18 protein-coding genes, 3 pseudogenes and 1 riboswitch are annotated in these 22,293 nt (G+C 42.2%); of the genes and pseudogenes, 14 read left to right on the top strand and 7 right to left on the bottom strand.

Annotation, left to right across the window (positions count from 1 at the left end; translation table 11 throughout):
• From AC075L_RS01285 to AC075L_RS01275, 3 genes are all read left to right on the top strand, one after another.
• On the top strand, nucleotides 1-227 hold a 227-nt coding region (locus AC075L_RS01285; protein ID WP_476387043.1), incomplete at its 5' end, for a hypothetical protein.
• Nucleotides 224-1,060, top strand: coding sequence for a hypothetical protein (locus AC075L_RS01280; protein WP_055152703.1), 837 nt, complete (start codon nucleotides 224-226; stop codon nucleotides 1,058-1,060). The genes AC075L_RS01285 and AC075L_RS01280, both read left to right, overlap by 4 nt.
• Before the next feature lie 12 nt (nucleotides 1,061-1,072).
• Nucleotides 1,073-1,678 carry an ABC transporter ATP-binding protein gene (locus tag AC075L_RS01275; protein ID WP_476387042.1) on the top strand — a complete coding sequence of 202 codons (606 nt, stop codon included), beginning with the start codon at nucleotides 1,073-1,075 and terminating at the stop codon, nucleotides 1,676-1,678.
• 110 nt (nucleotides 1,679-1,788) lie between these two features.
• On the opposite strand, the gene AC075L_RS01270 is transcribed toward AC075L_RS01275, so the two are convergent.
• Together AC075L_RS01270 and AC075L_RS01265 are read right to left on the bottom strand one after the other, a co-directional pair.
• A complete protein-coding gene (locus AC075L_RS01270; RefSeq protein WP_476387044.1) occupies nucleotides 1,789-2,715 on the bottom strand; it encodes a DMT family transporter in 927 nt (308 codons plus the stop codon).
• A gap of 90 nt (nucleotides 2,716-2,805) precedes the next feature.
• Nucleotides 2,806-2,922 (bottom strand): annotated as a pseudogene (locus AC075L_RS01265) (DUF6783 domain-containing protein); the annotation flags it as partial.
• Here AC075L_RS01265 and AC075L_RS01260 point away from each other — a divergent pair.
• Nucleotides 2,872-3,021: pseudogene (locus tag AC075L_RS01260) on the top strand (DUF6783 domain-containing protein). The pseudogenes AC075L_RS01265 and AC075L_RS01260 sit on opposite strands and share 51 nt — an antisense overlap.
• A 144-nt stretch (nucleotides 3,022-3,165) precedes the next feature.
• Here AC075L_RS01260 and AC075L_RS01255 read toward each other — a convergent pair.
• Both AC075L_RS01255 and AC075L_RS01250 read right to left on the bottom strand, forming a co-directional pair.
• Nucleotides 3,166-4,542 (bottom strand): NCS2 family permease, encoded by a 1,377-nt coding sequence (locus tag AC075L_RS01255; protein ID WP_476387041.1) that lies wholly within the window; start codon nucleotides 4,540-4,542, stop codon nucleotides 3,166-3,168.
• Between the two features lie 162 nt (nucleotides 4,543-4,704).
• Entirely contained in the window at nucleotides 4,705-5,988 is a 1,284-nt protein-coding gene (locus AC075L_RS01250; RefSeq protein ID WP_368199941.1) for an amidohydrolase family protein, read from the bottom strand.
• A 65-nt stretch (nucleotides 5,989-6,053) separates the two neighbouring features.
• Nucleotides 6,054-6,149, bottom strand: a riboswitch (purine riboswitch).
• A gap of 517 nt (nucleotides 6,150-6,666) precedes the next feature.
• Here AC075L_RS01250 and AC075L_RS01245 point away from each other — a divergent pair.
• Nucleotides 6,667-7,815, top strand: a complete 1,149-nt coding sequence (locus AC075L_RS01245) for an AI-2E family transporter (protein ID WP_055057623.1) — start codon at nucleotides 6,667-6,669, stop codon at nucleotides 7,813-7,815.
• Between the two features lie 163 nt (nucleotides 7,816-7,978).
• A complete protein-coding gene (locus AC075L_RS01240; protein ID WP_476387040.1) occupies nucleotides 7,979-8,242 on the top strand; it encodes a hypothetical protein in 264 nt (87 codons plus the stop codon).
• 257 nt (nucleotides 8,243-8,499) lie between these two features.
• Here the strand turns inward: AC075L_RS01240 and AC075L_RS01235 are convergent, their stop codons facing one another.
• Nucleotides 8,500-9,726: an argininosuccinate synthase gene (locus AC075L_RS01235; RefSeq protein WP_008706208.1), complete on the bottom strand. Its 1,227-nt coding sequence runs from the start codon at nucleotides 9,724-9,726 to the stop codon at nucleotides 8,500-8,502.
• Between the two features lie 460 nt (nucleotides 9,727-10,186).
• On the opposite strand from AC075L_RS01235, the gene argC reads away from it, so the two are divergent.
• From argC to AC075L_RS01215, 4 genes are all read left to right on the top strand, one after another.
• Nucleotides 10,187-11,227: an N-acetyl-gamma-glutamyl-phosphate reductase gene (gene argC, locus AC075L_RS01230; protein ID WP_173704835.1), complete on the top strand. Its 1,041-nt coding sequence runs from the start codon at nucleotides 10,187-10,189 to the stop codon at nucleotides 11,225-11,227.
• Between the two features lie 371 nt (nucleotides 11,228-11,598).
• Nucleotides 11,599-12,822 carry a bifunctional glutamate N-acetyltransferase/amino-acid acetyltransferase ArgJ gene (gene argJ, locus AC075L_RS01225; protein ID WP_020993511.1) on the top strand — a complete coding sequence of 408 codons (1,224 nt, stop codon included), beginning with the start codon at nucleotides 11,599-11,601 and terminating at the stop codon, nucleotides 12,820-12,822.
• Between the two features lie 115 nt (nucleotides 12,823-12,937).
• Nucleotides 12,938-13,834 carry an acetylglutamate kinase gene (gene argB / locus AC075L_RS01220; RefSeq protein ID WP_020993510.1) on the top strand — a complete coding sequence of 299 codons (897 nt, stop codon included), beginning with the start codon at nucleotides 12,938-12,940 and terminating at the stop codon, nucleotides 13,832-13,834.
• A complete protein-coding gene (locus AC075L_RS01215) occupies nucleotides 13,821-15,011 on the top strand; it encodes an aspartate aminotransferase family protein (RefSeq protein WP_173701280.1) in 1,191 nt (396 codons plus the stop codon). Before argB ends, AC075L_RS01215 begins: the two co-directional genes overlap by 14 nt.
• 65 nt (nucleotides 15,012-15,076) lie before the next feature.
• On the opposite strand, the gene AC075L_RS01210 is transcribed toward AC075L_RS01215, so the two are convergent.
• The gene (locus tag AC075L_RS01210) at nucleotides 15,077-16,396 is read right to left on the bottom strand and encodes an ATP-binding protein (protein WP_173706605.1); all 1,320 of its coding nucleotides are present in this window, start codon (nucleotides 16,394-16,396) and stop codon (nucleotides 15,077-15,079) included.
• Between the two features lies 1 nt (nucleotide 16,397).
• Nucleotides 16,398-17,114 (bottom strand): LytR/AlgR family response regulator transcription factor, encoded by a 717-nt coding sequence (locus AC075L_RS01205; RefSeq protein ID WP_476387039.1) that lies wholly within the window; start codon nucleotides 17,112-17,114, stop codon nucleotides 16,398-16,400.
• 194 nt (nucleotides 17,115-17,308) lie between these two features.
• Here AC075L_RS01205 and AC075L_RS01200 point away from each other — a divergent pair, with 194 nt between their 5' ends.
• The 4 genes and pseudogenes from AC075L_RS01200 to AC075L_RS01185 form a co-directional block, all read left to right on the top strand.
• Nucleotides 17,309-17,683, top strand: a complete 375-nt coding sequence (locus AC075L_RS01200) for a response regulator (RefSeq protein ID WP_173705687.1) — start codon at nucleotides 17,309-17,311, stop codon at nucleotides 17,681-17,683.
• A gap of 33 nt (nucleotides 17,684-17,716) precedes the next feature.
• Nucleotides 17,717-19,741, top strand: a complete 2,025-nt coding sequence (locus tag AC075L_RS01195; protein ID WP_476387038.1) for a hypothetical protein — start codon at nucleotides 17,717-17,719, stop codon at nucleotides 19,739-19,741.
• Nucleotides 19,742-19,913: 172 nt separating this feature from the next.
• Nucleotides 19,914-20,234 carry a glycosyltransferase gene (locus tag AC075L_RS01190; RefSeq protein ID WP_476387037.1) on the top strand — a complete coding sequence of 107 codons (321 nt, stop codon included), beginning with the start codon at nucleotides 19,914-19,916 and terminating at the stop codon, nucleotides 20,232-20,234.
• 20 nt (nucleotides 20,235-20,254) lie between these two features.
• Nucleotides 20,255-22,293, top strand: a pseudogene (locus AC075L_RS01185) (hypothetical protein); the annotation flags it as partial.

The raw sequence follows: 22,293 nt of genomic DNA, 5'->3' as shown, positions 1-22,293 counted from the left end.
CAGTGTATGCGTTTCCATTTCTGTTAAATTATTTCTTTATTTTTTTATTCTCAAGGATAGCAGTCAAATATCCCATGTTGTATATGGAGGAAATATATAATTCTGCAACAAAAACATACACGGATGATCCTGTTCTGCTCATAGCATATGCGCTTTTTGTGACAGTGGTATTTTGTGGGATAAGCGGAATGATTATGTTAAAAAAGATAGAGGGTGAATATCGATGAAAGTCTTGAGTCAGGCCAGGCGGATTTGCGGTTATCAATTGAGAATTCTGCGGGGAAATTATAAACTTTATCTGATTCCGGTCTGCCTTTTTGTTTATATGTTAAATGAATTGATTCCAATAAGAGATTTTTTGTTTTCTGTAAATGAAAAAGCTTCACCATTTTTGCTTCCATTTATATTCAATGATGTTATGCTGACTGCATCTATATTTGTAGCTGCTATGCTGTTTTTTATAGATGCACCATTTTATGATAAATATCAGCTCTTTGTGATTATGAGAGGTGGAACCTCCGAATGGGTGCTTGGACATATTATGTATATTTTTTCGGTTAGTATACTGTATATGTTGTGTCTGACAGGAATAAGTATTTTGATTATTTTTCCCAACGTTTGTCTGAGCGGGGAATGGGGGCGGATTTGGACAACACTTGCTCTTACTGATGCAGGAGAGCAATTTGGTCTTAGTTTTGGAGTGTCCGGATATCTTATCTTTGAATACAGACCTTTAGAAGCTATGTTCCTTGTAGGCGGGTTGGGATTTTTCATCTGTTCTTTTTATGGATTATGTTTGTGGTGTCTGAATCTGTGCGTTGGTAAGATTATCAGTTTTGTAACAGTGTCTGCATCAATTATTCTTGTAACAAGAATAAAATATCTTCCTGAATGGATAATGTACTTAACGCCAAGTGCATGGATGGATTTAAATAACCTATCGAAATATGCAAGGTATGAAATAGATGTGGTCAGAGCATTTATAATTCTGGTTCTTGGTTGCCTCTGCCTGTCAGGAATTGCGTATTATGTGACAGTGCACTCAGATATTTCAGGATGAAAGGATATAGTTGTGGATAATATGGCAATAATCGTACGAAATGTAACAAAAAAATTTGGAAATGTAACTGTGTTAGATAATGTATCTTTGCAGGTAAAAAAGGGAACGATATGTGGAATTATTGGAAGAAATGGATCAGGCAAAACCGTTTTATTCAAATGTATCTGTGGACTGCTTCAGATTAACGAAGGATCGATCCTGGTGGATAAAAAAGAGATTGGAGCAATCATTGAAGAACCAGGATTTCTCAAGCAGTATTCAGGAAAGCAGAATCTTAGATTACTTGCATCAATGTCGGGAAAAGAAAATATAGACATTGAAAAAGTATTAAAAATTGTAGGGTTAGAATGTGCTGGTAGAAAAAAAGTTGGAAAGTATTCTATGGGGATGAGACAGAGACTTGGAATTGCACAGGCAATTATGGAAAATCAGAGTATTTTGATTTTGGATGAGCCCATGAATGGTTTGGATAATAAAGGGGTAGATGAAATACGTAAGTTGATTTTGGATTTGAAAAAAGAGGGACGGTCGATCATTCTGGCAAGCCATAACAGAGAAGATATTCAAATCTTGTGTGATCAAGTGTACGAAATGGATAATGGAAAGATTATAGGGTGATATTATAGCAATTCCATAAAATAATGCAATCAAGACAGTTCAGAAGAGCGTGAAGTCCTGATTGCATTATTTTATGGAATTGCTATAGAAAATACATATGCTAAGGGGTATTATTCTGCCTGTTTCTGTGGCAGCTGTGCGAGGATGATCGCGGCAAACATGATCACGCATCCGAGGATTTCTTTTGCACTTAACTGCTGTCCAAGGAGAACCCATCCGGCAAGGACGGAGATGCAGGATTCCAGGCTGAGGATCAGGGATGCCACAGTCGGATTCATGTTCTTCTGTCCGATAATCTGCAGAGTGTAGGCTACACCGCAGGACATAATACCTGCATAGAGGATTGGCATCCATGCCCGGCAGATTGCAGAAAATTCCGGATGCTCAAACAGCAGTGCGGGAATACCGGACAGGATTCCACAGGTTAGAAACTGGATGCAGGAAAGTTTTACTCCGTCAGCTTTCGGAGAAAAGTGGTCAATGACCAGAATGTGTATGGAGAATAAGAATGCGCATACCAGTACAAGCAGGTCACCTTTTCCGATGGAGAATCCGTCTGTAATGCACAGAAGGTAAAGACCGATCAGTGCCATTGCAACAGCGGCCCAGATGAATTTGCTGCATTTTTTGCCAAGAAACAGACCGATGATCGGTACAATTACGATATAACAGGCGGTAATAAATCCGGCTTTTCCGACAGTGGTGTATTTAATGCCGAACTGTTGGAAGTTGCTTGCCAGACAAAGGCAGATTCCGCAGGAAATACCGCCGATGATCAGGTCTTTTCGTTTCCGGATGCTGGATACAGTGCCGTCGGATGAGTCAACGAAACTGTTAGCTTTTGTAGCAGCAGTATTAGCGGAGTTTTTGCGTCCGGAAATGAGAATAAGCGGAATCAGTACAACTGACCCGAGCAGGGAACGGACTGCACTAAATGTAAATCCACCGACATACTCCATTCCTACGCTCTGAGCCACAAAGGCGATGCCCCAGATAATTGCTGCCAGGAGCAGAAACAGGGAATTCTTTAAAGGTATCTGTTGTTTTTGCATTTGTAAAAAATCCTTCCTTATGAATAGTGATGTGTAAATGAAATGTATAAAATGTGGATAATGCAAAATATTTATTCATACAGTGTGGACAGAAGCAGTAGAGTGTGTCTGAAAAATGCTTTCTGCAAGATGTGCGTCACAATTTGTGGGATATTTTGCCCGGATGAGGGCGCCGTAGCGGGCTACGGCAACTGAATTCGGGTGAAATATCCTGCAAAGTGGGGCGTGCAGATTGCGGGAATGATTTTTCAGACACGCTCTAGAAACTGCAAATATCCCGCTGATTTATAAAATGAATAAACACTTTCATAATTATACAACACAGACCAGGAAAGTGAAAGAAAATTATGGTAACAAAAAAGAAGCCCCTGCAGGAGGCTTCTTTTTCGCAAATGTGTAAATTTGCGTTTTTAATCTTGCTTCTGATTTTCCGGATCAGATAAAGATATATTTCAAAATAAACAATACAGCCAGTACATACATCAGTACGCTGATCTTCTTTTCCTTAGCTTTACCTGTAACAACGTTGATGATCACATAGGAGATAACACCCATGGAGATACCTTCAGAAATGCTGTACAGGAATGGCATTGCGATGATCGCGATAAATGCTGGGATGGCTTCCGTCAGGTTGTTGAAATCAATCTTGGTTACTGATGTGAGCATCAGGAATCCAACGATGATCAGAGCCGGTGCTGTGGCAAAGGACGGGATTGCCAGGAAAATCGGGGATAACAGCAGTGATAATCCGAAGAGGATGGCTGCTATCAGGGAAGTAAGTCCTGTACGTCCGCCTTCAGCAACACCGGAAGCACTCTCTACGAAAGTAGTAACTGTGGAAGTACCACACATAGCACCTACTGTAGTTCCTACTGCGTCAGAAAGAAGAGCACCTTTGATGTTTGGAAGTTTGCCTTCTTTGTCAAGCATATCAGCTTTGGAAGCAACGCCGATCAGTGTTCCAAGTGTATCGAACATATCTACAAACAGGAATGCAAACATAATGACTACGAAATCAAGTGTGAAGACAATGGAGAAGTCCATTTTCATAAATGTGGGAGCCATGCTTGGGATGGAGATTCCGTTTGAGAAATCAGGCAGGAGGCTGAACCAGCCGGCTGCAGGATCAGGTTTGTAAAGTCCTGTCAATTGACAGATAATGCCAAGTCCCCATGTGATCAGGATACCCCAGAGAATGTTTCCTTTTACACTCTTAACAAGAAGGATGGCGGTGATGAGAAGTCCGATCAGCGCCAGAAGAACTGTAATTCCTTCTGTATTGAAGGTCCCGCCGGAAACGGAGGATTTAAAGGAAAATACACTTACCAGAGTGGAGTCATTGTTAACTACGATCTTAGCATTCTGCAGTCCGATGAAAGCAATAAACAGTCCGATACCAACAGATACTGCATGTTTCAGGTTCATTGGAATAGCGTTAAAAATCGCTTCACGCACATTAGTGAGTGATAAAAGGATAAAAATAATACCTTCTACAAATACAGCTGCCAGTGCCTGCTGCCAGTTGTATCCCATGCCAAGAACAACTGTGTATGCAAAGTAGGCATTTAAGCCCATGCCCGGTGCAAGAACGAACGGGTAGTTAGAAAGCAGTGCCATCAGACAGGTGGCAATAAAGGATGACAGTGCGGTCGCTGTAAAAACAGCTCCTCTGTCCATGCCGGATGCTTCCAGAATGTTTGGGTTTACAGCCAGAATGTATGCCATTGTCATGAATGTGGTAATACCTGCCATAACTTCGGTCTTTACATCTGTGTGGTTCTCTTTGAGATGGAATAATTTGTCAAGATTCATAATCTTTCCCCCTTTTGATTTTAAAAATTGCCGGCCGTTTTGTGGTGCCTCAGATAATCATCCCGAAAAAACAGGGTGAAACTCCTGGAATCAATCGTCCCGGCATATCGTTTTGTTAACGATATGCCGGAAAAACACCATCAGAATCTGTATTTCCTGCAGTTACAGAATCTTTCTTCCGGCTACATATTTAGCGGTAATATTACGGTCATCGGAAAGGTAGATCAGTCTTTCAAGTCTGTCCCTCGGAGAGAGCTTCAGTGGAGTTGGAATAGTGCTGTCATTAAGCACAACCGCATCAAATTCATACCCCTCCTTAAAGCTTCCAACCTTTCCAAAGAAGGAACCGCCTCCTTCTGTTCCCATATAAAAGGCCTCTTCAACAGTAAGCGGCTTCATGGAAGAATCAACCAACCGCCAGTACAGCTTGGAAACCTGAATAGCATCAGCCATGGCACGCAGAATAGAAACGGAAGTTCCACCTGCAATGTCAGATCCCAGTCCGATGTGTAAACCTTCGTCCAGATAACGTCTCACAGGAGAGATACCTGAGGAGAGATTTGTGTTAGACTGCGGACAATGAGCAATATAAACGCCCTGCTTTTTCATAAGGGCAATTTCTTCATTCGAAGAATGAACACAATGAGCCATAATCGTCGGACAGTCACCGCCGAAAAGATCAAACTGGCTATATGCTTCTCCATAAAAATGTGTATTCGGGCAAAGCTCCTTCACCCAGGCAATTTCACCGAAATTCTCAGAAAGGTGAGACTGCATCGGCAGGTGATATCTCTTCTGAATCTCCGAAAGCTTCTCCATCAGCTCATCAGAACAGGATGGAGTAAATCTCGGAGTAAGGATCGGCTTTACATTTTCAAATTTATCAAGCGTATCCTTAATCCACTGAACCGTAGCATCAGCAGAAGCCTGAGCACTCTCTTCCTGCAACTGCGGAGAACCATTACGGTCCATATTTACCTTGCCGACCATAGCCTTTATTCCGGTTTTATCCAGTTGTTCCATCAGGATCTCGGTAGCAGGGACATGCAGAGTTCCGAAAATACATGCTCTTGTATTCGGGCTCTTCTTCATATCCTCAGCGAAAATAGAGTAAGCCTCTTTTGCAAACTCCGTATCTTCATAACGCGCTTCCTGCGGAAAAGTATAAGTATTCAGCCAGTCCAGCAGCTCAAGATCCATACCCGAGGCACGAAACGTATACTGCGGAGCATGAAGATGCAGATCAGTCAGTCCCGGAATGATCAGCTCATCGCCAAAATCTGTACATGAGATTCCTGCAAATTTCTCAGGAAGCTCATCAAACACCCCTGCACATCGCCCATCTTCACATACTAAATATCCATTTTCAGTGATGGAAAGTTCTGTCAGAGAATTACTGTAGCAAATCGTTCCCTTTAAAACAAAAGTCCGTTCGTTCATAATCATACCTCCTCTTTGTGGTTAAGGAAAGGCAAAAAAAATCTACCGATGCTGCCTTTACCTCATTCTTTCTCCCTGGGGAGAGAACTTATAGACAACTATTACGGTAGTTGGTAGAAACGTCCAACCGATTATGGACATATATAAGTTTACTTATATTGTTTATAAAATGATTATAAAATATTTGCAGTTAACTGTCAATTCCTTTCTGCGATTTAATTTATTATTCTTTTTTACATTGCTCTTTGATAATTCATAGTCTGCAAAGCATTTTGCTGGCAGAATTTATATAAAGTATATGATATCCCATGTGAACTTATACAATCTCTTTCATATTTAAAGTTTTTCTTGTTCATGTAGGCTTTTAACATGCGAATTGATGCGATATTTTCCACCTTCCAATTACCAGCTTAGAAAAATATTTTATCTGCTATGCATTTGCAGGCATCTTAGAGATTCTTAGTCCTCTTAAATCTGCGTTATGAGAAGAAAAGTCCATTGCCTGAGCGCCAGCGAGCAATCACAGACTTTTCTTCTCATGTTTTTAGCAGATTTCAGATGACTTACGAATCTCTTAGATGCCGAAACCGCATAGCAGATAAAATATTTTTCTAAGCGTCCCTCATTTTATTATTAAAATATGATATAATACTCTCCAATATCAAAAAGAAAGGAAAAACAAACATGCAGCTAGACAAAGAAAACATAAAAAAAATCCGATGGCTCATCGCATTCGCAATTCTCTTATATCTGGGTGTCCAGAACCTGCACATAGTCATCAGCACTGTCAGAGTTCTGCTTGGCTTTCTCTTTCCGTTCATCATTGGTTTCGGAATCGCTTTTATCCTCAATATTCCAATGAAATTCATAGAACATCATCTGTTCGGAAAAGCCTTGAAACAAGAGAAAAAAACAGCCCAAAAACTGGCAAGACCGGTCAGCCTGGTGCTTTCTATCTGCTTTGTGATCTGTATAATCGTGATCGTTATGCTGGTAGTAGTACCGGAACTGGGGGCAACATTCGTAAACATAGCGAAAAAGATAGAAGAAAATATTCCGGTTTTCCAGAAATGGATCGACAATGTATTCGGAAACAATCCGGAAGTTGTGAAATGGGCGCAGTCTCTTGACATTGAGCCGGGAAAAATAATCGATTCTGTACTCGGCGTACTGAAGAATGGAGTCAATAACATTGTTTCCTCCACAGTGTCCATCACCATGGGACTTCTGACTACTGCAATGAATGTATCCATTGGCTTTGTATTCGCCTGCTACGTCCTTTTGCAGAAAGAAAAGCTCCTGCAGCAGATAAAAAAAGCAATGTACGCAATGTTCCCGGAAAAACCGGTCAGATATCTGGCACATGTATGGAATCTGGCAAACAGGATTTTTTCCAGCTTTATTACCGGACAGTGTATCGAAGCTGTGATTCTTGGAAGTATGTTCTTTGTATCCATGACAATCCTGCATTTTCCATATGCAATGCTGGTGGGTGTCCTGATTTCATTTACAGCATTGATCCCGCTGTTTGGCGGAATTATCGGATGTTGGGTAGCATTTTTTCTGATCCTTATGATAAGTCCTGTAAAAGCAGTTCTGTTTCTGGGACTTTTCCTTATCCTGCAGCAGATAGAAGGAAACCTGATCTATCCTCATGTGGTAGGTGGTTCTGTCGGGCTTCCATCCATCTGGGTACTGGTAGCTGTAACACTTGGCGGCAGTCTGATGGGAATTGCGGGAATGCTGATCTTCATTCCGACAGTATCTGTCATCTATACACTTTTCAGAGAGTGGGTATATGCCCGTCTTGAGAAAAAACAGCTTGTTTTATGACGAAATGATTCGTGATGTGTAGAAAGATGTATTATTGTCCGGATAAACTTGGTAACAAATTTGTAAAAGGACTGTAAATCAGTGTAAGGTCTCTGTAATTGTAATTAATTCGATATTTCTGTATTATAGTGATATCTGGTTAAAAATGGAAGGAGATCTTAAGATGGACATCTTAAAAGGTAAACGTTATGATATTATGAATGTGCTTTGGGAAGAGGGAAGACCATTGTCTGCTTTTGAGATCAATGACATTGCACCGGAACTGAAAATGCCGACAGTAAAGAAGATGCCTGGAGCTTCTTTTGAAAGAGAACCTGATCCAGGTTGCGGGAACTTCAATGAACGGCAAGGTGTATGCAAGAAATTATACCCCTCTTCTTTCAAGAGAGGATTATTTAAAGGGAAATGCCAAAAGCAGAAAGATTAATCCGGTGGAAATGATGAATGCGCTTCTGGAATCTGATGGGATTACAGTGGAAGAGCTGGAAAAACTTCAGGAGCTTATCGATAAGAAACGTGCGGAACTGGAAAGCAGATAATCATAAACATAGCAGATAAAAACGGACATGGCCATCTGGCTGTGTCTTTTTTGTGCCGTTTTTTACAGAATTGCAATACTGTATCAGGTAATAAAAACAGCCAGATGAATAAAGTGTCCATCTGGCTGAAGCTGTTATCAATTAATTATTTCTTGTTCTGCTCAACTTCTTTTAACATCATAGCGCGAACTTTCAGTGGAAGTCCGAACAGTGTGATGAATCCATCTGCATCGTGGTGGTCATAGAGGTCACCTGTTGTGAAAGATGCAAGAGATTCATTGTACAGGCTGTATGGAGAAGTTGTACCGGCTTTGATGATATTGCCTTTGTACAGTTTGAATTTCACTTCACCTGTTACATATTTCTGTGTGGATTCAACGAATGCCTGGATTGCCTCGCGAAGTGGTGTATACCATTTTCCTTCGTAAACAACCTGAGCGAACTGGCTGCCAAGTTTCTTCTTGGTTTCCATTGTCTCACGGTCAAGTGTAAGTTCTTCGAGCTGTTCGTGAGCTGCCATCAGGATAGTTCCGCCAGGAGTCTCATATACGCCACGTGATTTCATACCAACAACACGGTTTTCAACGATATCAACGATACCGATACCGTTCTCGCCGCCTAATTTGTTAAGCTCAGTGATGATTTCGGAAACTTTCATTTCTTTGCCGTTTAATGTTTTCGGAACACCCTGCTCGAATGTCATGGTAACTTCTGTTTCTTTATCAGGGGCTTTCTCAGGTGTAACACCTAAAACAAGCATATTGTCATAATTTGGAGCCTGGGAAGGATCTTCCAGTTCCAGACCTTCATGGCTGATATGCCATAAGTTTCTGTCACGGCTGTAGCTGTGGCTTGCATCGAATGGAAGGTCGATTCCGTGAGCTTTACAGAATGCAATTTCATCTTCACGTGACTGCATGGTCCATTTGTCTGTCATACGCCATGGAGCGATAATCTTGATGTCAGGAGCAAGAGCCTTGATGCCAAGTTCGAAACGGATCTGGTCATTACCTTTACCTGTAGCACCGTGGCAGATAGCAACTGCACCTTCTTTACGTGCAATTTCAACTAATTTCTTAGCGATTGCCGGACGGGCCATGGATGTACCAAGGAGATATTTGTGTTCGTATACAGCACCTGCCTGTACACATGGAACGATGAAGTCATCACAGAATTCATCTACGATATCTTCGATATATAATTTGGAAGCACCGGAAAGCTTTGCTCTTTCATCCAGTCCGTCCAGTTCGTTTCCCTGACCGCAGTTTACGCAGCAGCAGACAACATCGTAATCAAATGTTTCTTTTAACCATGGGATTAAGGCTGTGGTATCAAGACCGCCTGAGTATGCTAAAACGACTTTTTCTTTCATGATTGTATTCCTCCTGAAATTGGATTTTATTATTTTCCTGATTTGTAAAAATTTCCTGAGATATCCGTTTGCCGAAAGTAAATGAATAGGTCGGGAGTTCAGCGCATTATTTTTGAATAAATACGGTAATTTCTGATTGAAATTTTTGAATAAATATTCAATGCGGAACAAGATGATTTCGTGTGATTCCGCTTAACAAGTGATAATATACACCTTTTTTTATAAATATGCAATAGAAAAATGCAAAAAAGTTTTATCTGTTTTTGCATAAATATGCAACATAATATAGGAAAAGACAGGGGGAAATTCGTGAAGCAAAATAGAATCCATGTAAAAACATTGAAAAATGACTATTGCATATTATGCAGGTAAGATGTATAATTAGTCCAGCACTCTGATAGAGTAAAGTTTTACTATGAAATGAAGATCGCCGAATGAGGCGAAGATGGAGGAAATTATTATGATTAAAGCAGGAATTATCGGTGCCACAGGATATGCAGGTAACGAGATCGTGAGACTGCTTCTGGGACATAAAGATGTGGAAGTTGCGTGGTATGGTTCAAGAAGTTACATTGACCAGAAATATGCAGATGTTTATCAGAACTTTTTTAAACTGGTAGATGCGAAATGTATGGATGATAATATGGAAGCATTAGCTGATGAAGTGGATGTGATCTTTACAGCTACTCCTCAGGGACTCTGTGCTTCTTTAATTAATGAAGGAATTCTTTCCAAGGCGAAAGTTATTGACCTGAGTGCGGATTTCCGTATTAAAGATGTGAAGAAATATGAGAAATGGTATGGAATTGAGCATAAGGCTCCGCAGTTTATTGATGAGGCGGTTTATGGTTTATGTGAGATTAATCGTGAGGAGATTAAGAAGGCAAGACTGATTGCGAATCCGGGATGTTATCCCACATGTTCTACACTTTCTATTTATCCGCTGATCAAAGAGGGGCTGATCGATCCGTCTACGATTATCATTGATGCGAAGTCCGGTACTTCAGGAGCAGGACGTGGAGCGAAGGTTGCCAATCTGTTCTGTGAAGTGAATGAGAATATTAAGGCTTATGGTGTTGCAACTCATAGACATACACCTGAGATTGAGGATCAGCTTGGTTATGCGTGCGGTAAGGAAGTGCTGATTAATTTTACACCTCATCTGATTCCTATGAATCGTGGTATTCTGGTGACTGCTTATGCTTCTCTGACTAAGGATGTTTCTTATGAAGAGGTGAAGGCAGTTTATGATAAGTATTATGAGAAGGAGACTTTCGTTCGTGTGCTTGATAAGGATGTTTGTCCGCAGACTAAGTGTGTGGAAGGAAGTAATTATGTGGATGTGAACTTTAAGATCGATCCGAGAACTCATAGAGTTATTATGATGGGGGCTATGGATAATCTGGTGAAAGGTGCAGCAGGACAGGCTGTGCAGAATATGAATCTGATGTTTGGATTTAAGGAGGCTGAGGGACTGCTGCAGGTGCCGATGTGTCCGTAAGTTAGAGGAAAAAAGGGGGACGCTCCGGAAATTATTTGGTTTTGAATGCGGTTTCGGGGCTTACTAACTCTAAGTGTTCGTGAATTTGCTAAAGGCATGAGGCAGCTTGTCAAACTCGCTCCGTTGCAAACTTCGCTCAGACAGTGATGCAGCCGCCTCATAACGCAAATTCCCGAGCACTAAGAGTTACTACAGCCCCTGCAAATGCGTTCAAAACCAAATAATTTCCGGAGCTGACTTTTCAGGACGGAAGAGATGTGGATGTCTGACGGACGTGACTGCGCAGGGGAGTTGCGGCAGTCGCTGAGAGTGGAGGATGTGGACGGGAAATAAGATAGTTTGTCTTATTATATAGAAAGGATTGAGGTTTTATGAAGATTATAGATGGTGGCGTTACGGCGGCTAAGGGATTTAAGGCAGCGGCGGCTGCGGCTGAGATTAAGTATAAGGGCAGAACGGATATGGCTATGGTTTACAGTGAGGTGCCTTGTGTGGCTGCGGGGACTTTTACTACCAATGTGGTGAAGGCTGCGCCTGTTAAATGGGATCAGGATATTGTTTATAATCATCCGTCTGCACAGGTGGTGATCTGTAACAGTGGTATTGCCAATGCATGTACTGGTGCAGAAGGTTATGGTTATTGTAAGGAGACTGCAGATGCGGCTGCTGAGATTCTTGGGGTGGCTGCTGACAGTGTGCTGGTTGCTTCTACAGGTGTGATTGGTATGCAGGTTCCCATTGACCGTATTAAGAATGGTGTGAAGATGATGGCGCCGAAGCTGGATGGTTCTCTGGAGGCTGGTACTGAGGCAGCGAAGGCGATCATGACTACTGATACCAAAAAGAAAGAGGTTGCTGTTCAGATTGAGATTGGCGGTAAGACGGTTACTGTTGGTGGTATGTGTAAGGGTTCCGGTATGATCCATCCGAATATGTGTACAATGCTTGGGTTTGTTACTACTGATGCGAAGATTTCCAAGAAGATGTTGCAGGAAGCGTTAAGTGAGGATGTTAAGGATACTTACAATATGGTTTCTGTTGATGGAGATACTTCTACCAATGATACAGTTCTTCTTCTGGCCAATGGTCTGGCTGAGAATCCGGAGATCACAGAGAAGGGTGAGGATTACGAAACCTTCAAGGCTGCGCTGAATTATATCAATACTACTCTGGCGAAGAAGATCGCAGGTGACGGAGAGGGTGCGACTGCACTGTTTGAGGTGAAGATCATTGGTGCAGAGTCTAAGGAGCAGGCAGTTACATTGAGCAAGTCTGTTGTTACTTCTTCTCTGACAAAGGCTGCTATCTACGGACATGATGCAAACTGGGGAAGAATCCTGTGTGCTATGGGATATTCTGGTGCGAAGTTTGATCCTGAGAAGGTGGATCTGTTCTTTGAGAGTAAGGCTGGTAAGATCCAGATTATTGAGAATGGGGTGGCTGTGGATTACAGTGAAGAAGAGGCAACGAAGATTCTTTCTGAGGAAGCTGTCACAGCAATCGCTGATGTGAAGATGGGTGATGCCACAGCAACTGCATGGGGCTGTGACCTGACTTATGATTATATAAAAATCAATGCAGATTACCGTTCATAACAAAATTCTGTGAATAAGGGTGATTTTAACCGAATCAGGTAAGTCTCCTGCTTTAATTGCGAGAAGCAATAAGCAGGGATGGAGACCAGACATTGACTGGAAAAAGGAGAGAATAATGGTTAATCAGAAATATTTGGACAAGGCGGAGGTGCTGATCGAGGCACTTCCTTATATTCAGAGATTTAATCGTAAAATCGTAGTTGTAAAGTACGGCGGAAGCGCCATGCTGGATGATGAACTGAAGAAGAATGTGATCAAGGACGTTGTTCTTCTGAAACTGGTTGGTTTCAAACCGATCATCGTTCATGGCGGTGGTAAGGAAATCAGCCGCTGGGTTGGCAAGGTAGGTATGGAGCCGAAATTTATTAATGGTCTTCGTGTAACAGATAAAGATACTATGGAGATTGCAGAGATGGTTCTTGCGAAGGTGAATAAGGAACTGGTTGCCATGGTGGAATCTCTTGGTGTAAATGCTGTTGGTATCAGTGGTAAAGACGGTGGTCTGCTGAAATGCCGCAAGAAACAGACAGAGGGTGGAGACATCGGATTTGTTGGTGAAGTTACAAAGGTTGAGCCGAAGATTCTGGAGGATCTTCTGGAGAAAGATTTCCTGCCGATCATTTTCCCGGTAGGTTATGACGATGAGTTCGCTACTTATAATATTAATGCGGATGATGCTGCATGTGCCATTGCAGAGGCTGTTCATGCTGAGAAGCTTGCATTCCTTTCTGATATTGAAGGCGTTTATAAAGACAAGGATGATCCGTCCAGCCTGATCTCTGAACTTCATGTAGATGAAGCACAGAAACTGATCGATGACGGTTATGTAGGCGGAGGTATGATTCCGAAGCTGAAAAACTGTATTGATGCCATTGAAGAAGGCGTTAACAGAGTCCATATCCTTGACGGAAGAATTCCTCACAGCTTACTGCTGGAGATCTTTACAAACAAAGGTATTGGTACTGCGATTCTGAGAGAAGACGGGGAGAAATATTACAATGAACATGAATGAACAGATGAAGGAATCCGAAGAGAGTATCCTTCACACTTATAATCGTTTTCCTGTTGTTTTTGAAAAGGGACAGGGATGTTATTTATATGATTCCGAGGGAAAGGAATATCTGGATTTTGCAGCAGGTATTGCTGTAAATTCTCTGGGATATCACTATCCGGGATATGATGAAGCATTAAAAGATCAGATTGATAAGCTGATGCATATTTCCAACTTATATTACAATGAGCCGATCATCGAAGCAGGTGCGAAGCTGGTAAAGGAAAGTAAAATGAGCAAGGCATTCTTTACCAACAGTGGTACAGAAGCAATCGAAGGTGCTTTAAAAGCAGCTAAGAAATATGCATATGTACGTGACGGACATGCAGATCATGAGATCATTGCCATGAACCATTCCTTCCATGGAAGAAGTATCGGAGCACTTTCCGTGACAGGAACTGCTCATTACAGAGAGCCCTTTGAGCCTCTGATGGGTGGTGTGAAGTTTGCGGATTTTAATGACCTTGAGAGCGTAAAGGCTCAGATCACAGATAAGACCTGCGCAATTATTACTGAGGTTGTTCAGGGTGAGGGTGGTATTTATCCGGCGAAGAAAGAATTTCTGGAAGGTCTGCGTCAGATCTGTGACGAGAAAGATATTATGCTGATTTTCGATGAAATTCAGTGCGGTATGGGAAGAACCGGACATTATTTTGCATGGCAGGCATACGGTGTACAGCCGGATATTATGACAAGTGCGAAAGCTCTTGGATGTGGTGTGCCGGTAGGTGCGTTTGTACTGGGCGAAAAAGCTGCCAAAGCTTCTCTGGAGCCAGGTGATCATGGTACAACTTATGGTGGAAACCCATTTGTATGTGCCGCAGTCAGCAAAGTATTTGACATTTATGAGAATGATAAGATCATTGAACATGTACAGGAAATGACTCCGTATCTGGAACAGAAGCTGGATGAAATTGTTGCAAAACATGAATGCGCTGCAACAAGACGAGGCATGGGCTTCATGCAGGGAATCGTGATCCAGGGCCGCCCGGTTGGTGAAGTTGTAAAGGCTGCACTGGCAAAAGGACTGTTGGTGATCTCTGCAGGCAGTGATGTACTCAGAATCGTACCTCCGCTTGTGATCACAAAAGAACACATTGATAAGATGGCTGCTATTCTGGATGAGTGTATGGAATAATTTTAGATACTTCAAGAGATATTTGAATATTTTTGCAAAATGCTCCGGGTATAATCAGTAACTGATTATATCCGGAGCATTATTTTTGCAGAGAAAATACCATCTTTATAGGTAAAGTCACAGGCACCGCCGTTTTTGTCGGTAATGTGGCGGACAGATTCGATTCCTATGCCGTTTCCAGAGCGTTTGGAGGATTGGAAAATATTGTTTTTTTGCTGTATTTTGCCATCGAAGGTGTTTTCCACATGAATCAGAAGGAGATGATTATGGTGGGGATAAACTTCCACATTAATCTTTCTGCGGGCGGGCGCTGTTTTTACACTTGCCTGGATGGCATTTTCCAGCAGATTGGAAAACACAAGGCACAGATTAATCTCATCTATGGAAAGATCAGCAGGCAGGGAAACCACTGCATGAAAAGGAATGTTTTCTCTTTCTGCAATGGTGGAATAATATCCGAAAACACTGTCAACAGCCTGATTTTCACAGAAATGCAGGTTATAGTCAGAGATTTTGCCGGTTGCAGCAGAGAGATATTCTTTAATTTTTTCTATGTCACCCTGTTCTGCCAGAGTGGACAGACGGACAAAATGATGGCGGATATCGTGACGTGCCTGCCTTGCTTCTTCAATGGCCATGCAGAGATTCTCGTATCTTTCCTGTTGAAGGGAAAGAAAATGGTTCTCCTGCTGAAGTCTGGCATTTCTGTTCAGGCTGACTGCCATCATAAGAAACAGGACATAGAACAGAAGCAGGATTATGAGCAGTACAAGACTGAAAACAATATAACACTGCAGAATACGCCCGGTATATAAAGTGCTGCGGTGTTTGGGAATCATAAAAAGATTCACTCCGATGAAGATTACCGGAAGGATCCAGAATACATACCAGGTCTGGGCAAAGTTCTCGTCTGTGACCATTGTCTGTACACAGTGGCAGGCAGGATACCAGGCTGCCAGAACAAACAGCAGGCAGATGACATTATAGAAAATTCCGGCACCAGTGTGCAACCACAGTTCGTTTTCTGTAATATGCAGGTCAGCAGTCATAAGTGCATTGACTGCCCGGGACAGACTTTTGACACATGTAAAAACTGCGAAGACTGCCAGAAAAATACTGACGGATTTCCAGACAGAGATTTTTAATGTTTTATGGTAAATGAGCATAATGACAGGCAGCAGAGGAAACAGGAACCATCTGGTCGGAATTTGCAGGGCACAGCAAACTGCCCCTCCCAAAATACAGATTCCCAGAAGAAGGGGAAGAAGCCATGCTGTCAGCTTAAGCGGTGTCTGCCTCAGATAGTTCTTTACAGGCAGATATGCCAGCAGTATGCCGGGAATGATTACGAAAAGTTCAAGTACAGGGCGAAGTATGTCAGTCATTTCAGGACCTCCTTTGGAACAGAAATTCCATAAATGTCTGTCTGGCGTTTTTCAGCAGCTTCCGGCTGACAGGGACATTGCTTCCGTTATCAAGGCGAAAGCCTGTTCCGTCAAAATCAACGGCATGCTCCAGATTGATCACAACGCCCCGGTTACACCGATAGAAACGTGAGTCCATTTTCAGGGAGGTTATGAAGGAATCAAAGGACTGGCGGGTGACCAGTTCCCTTTCACCGGCAGTGTGGATGTGGATCATATGGGAAAAATGCTCTGCGTAGATTATTTTCCGGAAGGGAATCTGAATATTACTGCCGTTCACCTTTACATCTATGTATTTCCCGGAATCCGGGATGCGGGAAAGGATTTCATCTGCCAGTGCGGAAATATCATTTTCACTGTAGGGCTTTACAAGATAGTGCAGAGCCCGGACCTGGAATCCCTCTAATGCATGGTCGGTAGAAGTTGTTGTAAAGATCAGCAGACAGTCAGTATCTGATCTGCGAAGTTCTTTTGCTGTATCAATTCCGTTAGATCCATTCATATAAATATCCAGAAACACTACAGTGAAAGGGCAATCCTTCGCTGCAGAGAGGAAAGTCTCTCCATTCTCATATTCAAATATATCTACATGGACATTGCGCCTGGAAAACTGAGAGTTCAGTCTGTTGCGCAGCAGTGTCCGTTCTTCTGAAATATCATCAACAATTGCAATTCGCATAGTAAATCTTCCTTTTTATTTTGTATCGGTAATGGTACGTTCTGGAAACAGTATATCACAAAAACAGGTGGCTGATTTACAATTCGTGCTATTTTTATTCCTTTCGTGACAGAATCATTGAAATAAATTTCTGCTTTCTTATAATGTGCTTAACAGGTACAGGAAAGAGTTTAACAGAAAAAAGGAGGGGTTTGGTGTACTGTATTGCTGTGTTGGCTGTCAATGAAAAAGAAGGACAGGATTATGCAAAATATATTATTGATTACTGTACTGAGAGAAGTATCTTTCCATTGGTTGAACTCTATCAGAACCAGGAAAGCTTTTTTGAACAGATACAGAAAACTGTGCCGGCTGTAGTGCTTCTTGCACTGCCTGGAGTGTCCGGACTGAATGCAGCAGAACATCTCCGCTCCTTATATCCGGGATGTGGTGTCATTTGGTGCAGTGACCTTGATTTTTCGCTTCATGCTTTCAGATTGCGGGTTGAGTATTTTTTTATGGAACCTGTGGACGAGCAGAAGATAAGAGAAGGTTTTTCTGTCTGGCTGAAACACAGTAAGGCAATGTAACAGGAATATTATTATGATTCAGGAGGAAATGATATGAAGAAAAGAGTTTTAATTCTTGCGATGGCAGCGTTTATGGTAACAGCTTCATCTGATTATACAATTAGTATTGTTCATGCGGAAGAGGCATCAGAACTTCCGGTCAAGGCACTTACACCGAAGGCTATGGATGTGAATCCTTATATGGCAGCAAGTGATTCCAATATTCATCATGACTGCTATAATACAGATTCAACAGATGAGGTATTGCCTGTTGATATTTATTCTGAGATCAATGTTTCTTATGAAAAAGTTAATCCCAATGCTTCCCCGGCAGTCTTTTTTGATTCCTATGGACATTCTGTGGTTCCGCTTCTGGGTGGCCTGGCGATCCGTGATATTAATGCAGATGAGGCACAGACCTTGGGCTATTTTTCACCAAAACAGCATGACAATGGAAGCTATCTGATACAGAGTTCATATTCTTTTGTAGATGAGAGCAATCGCATTGTGTGTCCGACGAACGATAATCGGGTACTTATGCTTAAGGCTACAGATGAGGAGGGAAATGTGCTTCCGGAATTTGAGAAAGTGCTGGATATCGATATTAAAGCGGCAGCAGAGGCAGCACTTGGAAAAACACTGGATCAGAATCTGTTATCTGTAGTTTTTGATTATGAGGGAAATCTCTGGTTTGCAACAGGAGGCTTCCGCATTTATCCTGACAGAAAACAGCAGGGAACCTTTGGCTATGTTTCACGTGCAGCTATCGATAAGATCTTGAATGGAGAAGATGTGGATCTGTCAGATGCAGTGTTTGTATATGAACTGGAACCGGGAGAGGGTGCAGAGAATGGTATTGCGGCATCTAAGGAGGGTGCGGTCATTCTGACAAATCTGAAGTGTTATCTGCTCCAGGCGGATAATGGTGTGAAAAAAGTCTGGGAAACTTCCTATAAAAGTGTGGGTGCCAAGGAAAGCAAAGAAGGCGATGAGACGACAGGTGGCGGTCTTGCATGGGGAGGTGGATGTTCCCCGTCTCTGACCAAAGATCTGGTTATGTTTACAGATAATCAGGATCCGGTAAATCTTATTGCGGTAGATATGAAAACAGGAGAACAGGTTGCGAGTATGCCTGTTATAGATGAGCTTCCGGAAGGTACACAGGTGTCTGTGGAAAATTCTGCAATTGTATATGATGATGGAGAGGGAACAGTAAGTACGATCGTATGTAACTGGTTTGGTGCAGGAAGTGCGAAGCTTGGAGAAGCAGATAATGATTCCTCAATACAAAGCTATGAGAATATTTATGATGTGGGCTGGCTGAGACAGGGCAATAAAATGATCGCGCCGGGTATAGAACGTGTGGATACAGTTAAGACGGAGAACGGATATGAGATGAAGAGTATCTGGTGCAGAAGTGATCTGTCTGACACTTCCATGATGAAGCTGTCCACTGCAACAGGGTATATTTACGGATATGTTCAGGATATGGAAACCGGTATGTGGCAGTATATCATGCTTGATTTTGAGACAGGCGAGACTGTGTTTACCATGGATATTTCTGACAAGCCGGGATATAACAACATGGCTATCGGTATGTATGCGGGAAACAGCGGAAATGCGCTCTATTGTCCGACTGGCTATCTGGAGCTTCTGAGACTTCAGGACAGGTTTGTATATCTGCCGGAAATGCCTTACCGCAAGGTGGATTTGGATCAGGCAATGCGCAATGTGTTAAGCCAGGAGAAATTTGCAGCAGACGGTGGCCAGGGAGATGTGGAAGGATGGCTGAACACGATCACCGTTGAAAATGTACATCCGAATACGACCGTTGCAATACGTATGAAAGGAATCTCAGGGGAAACAGGTTCTTTGAAGCTGTATGCATATGGTACAGATGGTACCTTGAAGGAAGTTCCGACAGAGAAATGGCATATCCAGACAGAAGATGGTGAAACACCGGATACATTATCCGAAGACGTACTGTATGAGGTACACATGACTGTGGAAGATGGTGGTGACTTTGATCTCAGCGAAACGGAAAAAGAGATTAAGATATCCGCTGTTCTGGGAATCTGAAGGAGATTCGATACAATAATATAACCTGATTTTCCGTTTTTGGGAGCTGTTTCGGCAGCTCTCAAATTTTTTTAAAAAAATTTGATTTTCAGGTGAGAGTTTTTCGGTTTTTTTGTACCTATATAAGTGAAAGACTTTTTTAGACTGTTTTTTGGGAAGGAGGTTGGAAGGCATGTATGATACCAAAACCCGTATCGCACTGGTAAAAAAACGAATGCATGAATATCACCGCCGCCAGGAGCGGCGCACAGTCTGCCGGCTGTCTGTTCTGTGTACCCTGTTATTCCTGTCTCTTGTGGGAGCAACGGGGATAATGCAAAGCCAGCCAATAAACGTTACGGGAATGTACGGCGCAATCCTGCTTCATGAGGACGCAGGCGGTTATGTGTTGGTGGCTGTCATTTCCTTTACTGCGGCAGTCGTGATTACCGCATTATGTATCAAATTCAAAAAAAGAGGACAAAAGAGTCAAGATGCAGAAGATCATGTATAAAGAAAGGAAAGGTGGAAAGTATGAGGAAAAAGTTATTAGCCGGGATTCTGGCACTTGCATTGTGTTCTACAAATATGCCCCCCCAGACCATATTTGCGGAAGAATTTACTTCCGGAAATCAGGATGTAGTGTCTGAGGAAGAAACTCCGGAGATTTTTACCAATGAGGAGCTGGAAGTGGCAGGAGAGACAGATGAGGAACTGTCTGTATTCAGTTCAGACGAGGTTCCTGAATTTAATGATGCCCCCGATGAGGCAATGGCTGCTGCGGAAAATGAACAAGCTGGAGAAATTGATTTAACTACGAGCAATAAAGTTGTGAATGGAGTTTATACTATAAGTTCGGCAGGAGATCACAAATTCATATGTAGCCAGGAAACAGGAAATAGAATTGTGGTTGATGGAGCAAATATTTCGGCGGAAGAAAAAATCAACATTTATCTTATTAACGTAAGTATCAATACAATTGTTGATTCGGCACTGCGAATAAAGGGAAATGTGAAGGCTGCAGTCACTATCCATTTAACAGGCACAAATAGTCTTATAACAAAGGATAACAGGTGTGCCGGTTTACAGAAAGATAACGAAGCTCAGCTTATAATAAAAACCAATAATTCAGACGCTACTGCAGGAATCTTAAATGCTCGTAGTATCGATGGGGATGGCGCCGGAATTGGTGGCGGCTATTACGGCACCGGCTCTTGCAGTAATATTATTATTGATAGTTGTTCTGTAATTGCTAGTTCTAAGTATGGTGCTGGAATTGGTGGCAGCAAGCAACGCGCTGGCAGTGATATTACCATTAAGAGTAGTTCTGTAACTGCTAGTTCTACGGATGGTGCCGGAATTGGTGGCGGCGGTTACGGCGGCAGTGGCAGTGATATTACCATTAAGAGTAGTTCTGTAACTGCTAGTTCTACGGATGGTGCCGGAATTGGTGGCGGCAGTTACGGCGGCAGTGGCAGTGATATTACCATTAATGGCGGCTCGGTAAAAGCCTCTTCTGTATCCGGTTCCCCAACAAACGAAGGGAAAGAGGTTTACTGTTGTACTATTGAAAATCCCGAAAATGCGAACGTAACAATCAAAACTGGAACAGGTTCAGGTTCTAGTGTATGGAATTGGAAGCCTGTAAACCATTCCTCTCTCGACCCTGATGACACTAATCTGTATGTTTGGCTACCCAAGCTCGAAGGCAATTCTACAAACAGCTATTTGATTATACTTGCCCCAGAAAACAGTTCAGAATTTCGAACACGGAATTATTCATTCGACACCGTTACCAACACATTTAAAGCTGCTCAAGTTGTTGATGATTTTATATTTAAGTCCCCTGTAAATCTTACTTACGATGGTCAGCCTAAAGAAGCCTCATTAGAGTTTAAATTTAAACCTACACCTGAAAATGACAGAGAAATCTCATTGGTATATTATAAAGGTAACTACAATGATATCAATGAGAACACTCAACCGCTCCAAGGTGCTCCTGTAAATGCAGGCACATATACCGTAAAGGCTGAGATAGGGGCAAGTGAATCCTATTTTGAACATAAAGGATTAGAAAGTCCAAAATGGACATTTACTATTAAAAAAGCCCCTGTAGCACCAGGAGCAGATTCTAATGAAACTCCTATATTCGTTCTATGGTCCTGTAAAAAGATCAGAGACATTACCAATCCTTTTTCGGCTGACTGGAAATGGGATAACGATGTTAATCCTGATCAGGAATTACAAGTTGGAAAACCCATTACAGCTACCGCAATTTACAATGGCGACGATAAGGGGAATTACGAAAAAGAATCTATTGCTTACACAATCATCAGAAGTCAATGCACGCACGAACACACCGCCGGACGTTATTACTCCTCTCCATCCTGTACTTCCAGCGGGTATAGCGGAGATACCTACTGCACAGACTGTAATGAAACACTTTCCTATGGTTATACCATTTCCGCATACGGCCATGACTATGACAACGGCGTTATCACTACAGAACCAACTACAGAAACTGACGGAATCATAACTTACACCTGTAAACGATGCAAACATCAGGATACAAA

This window comes from Blautia sp. ZXY-1-B12 (assembly GCF_056339915.1).
The sequence above is the reverse complement of the archived record's forward strand: the minus strand, read 5'-3'. Positions and strand labels throughout refer to the sequence as shown.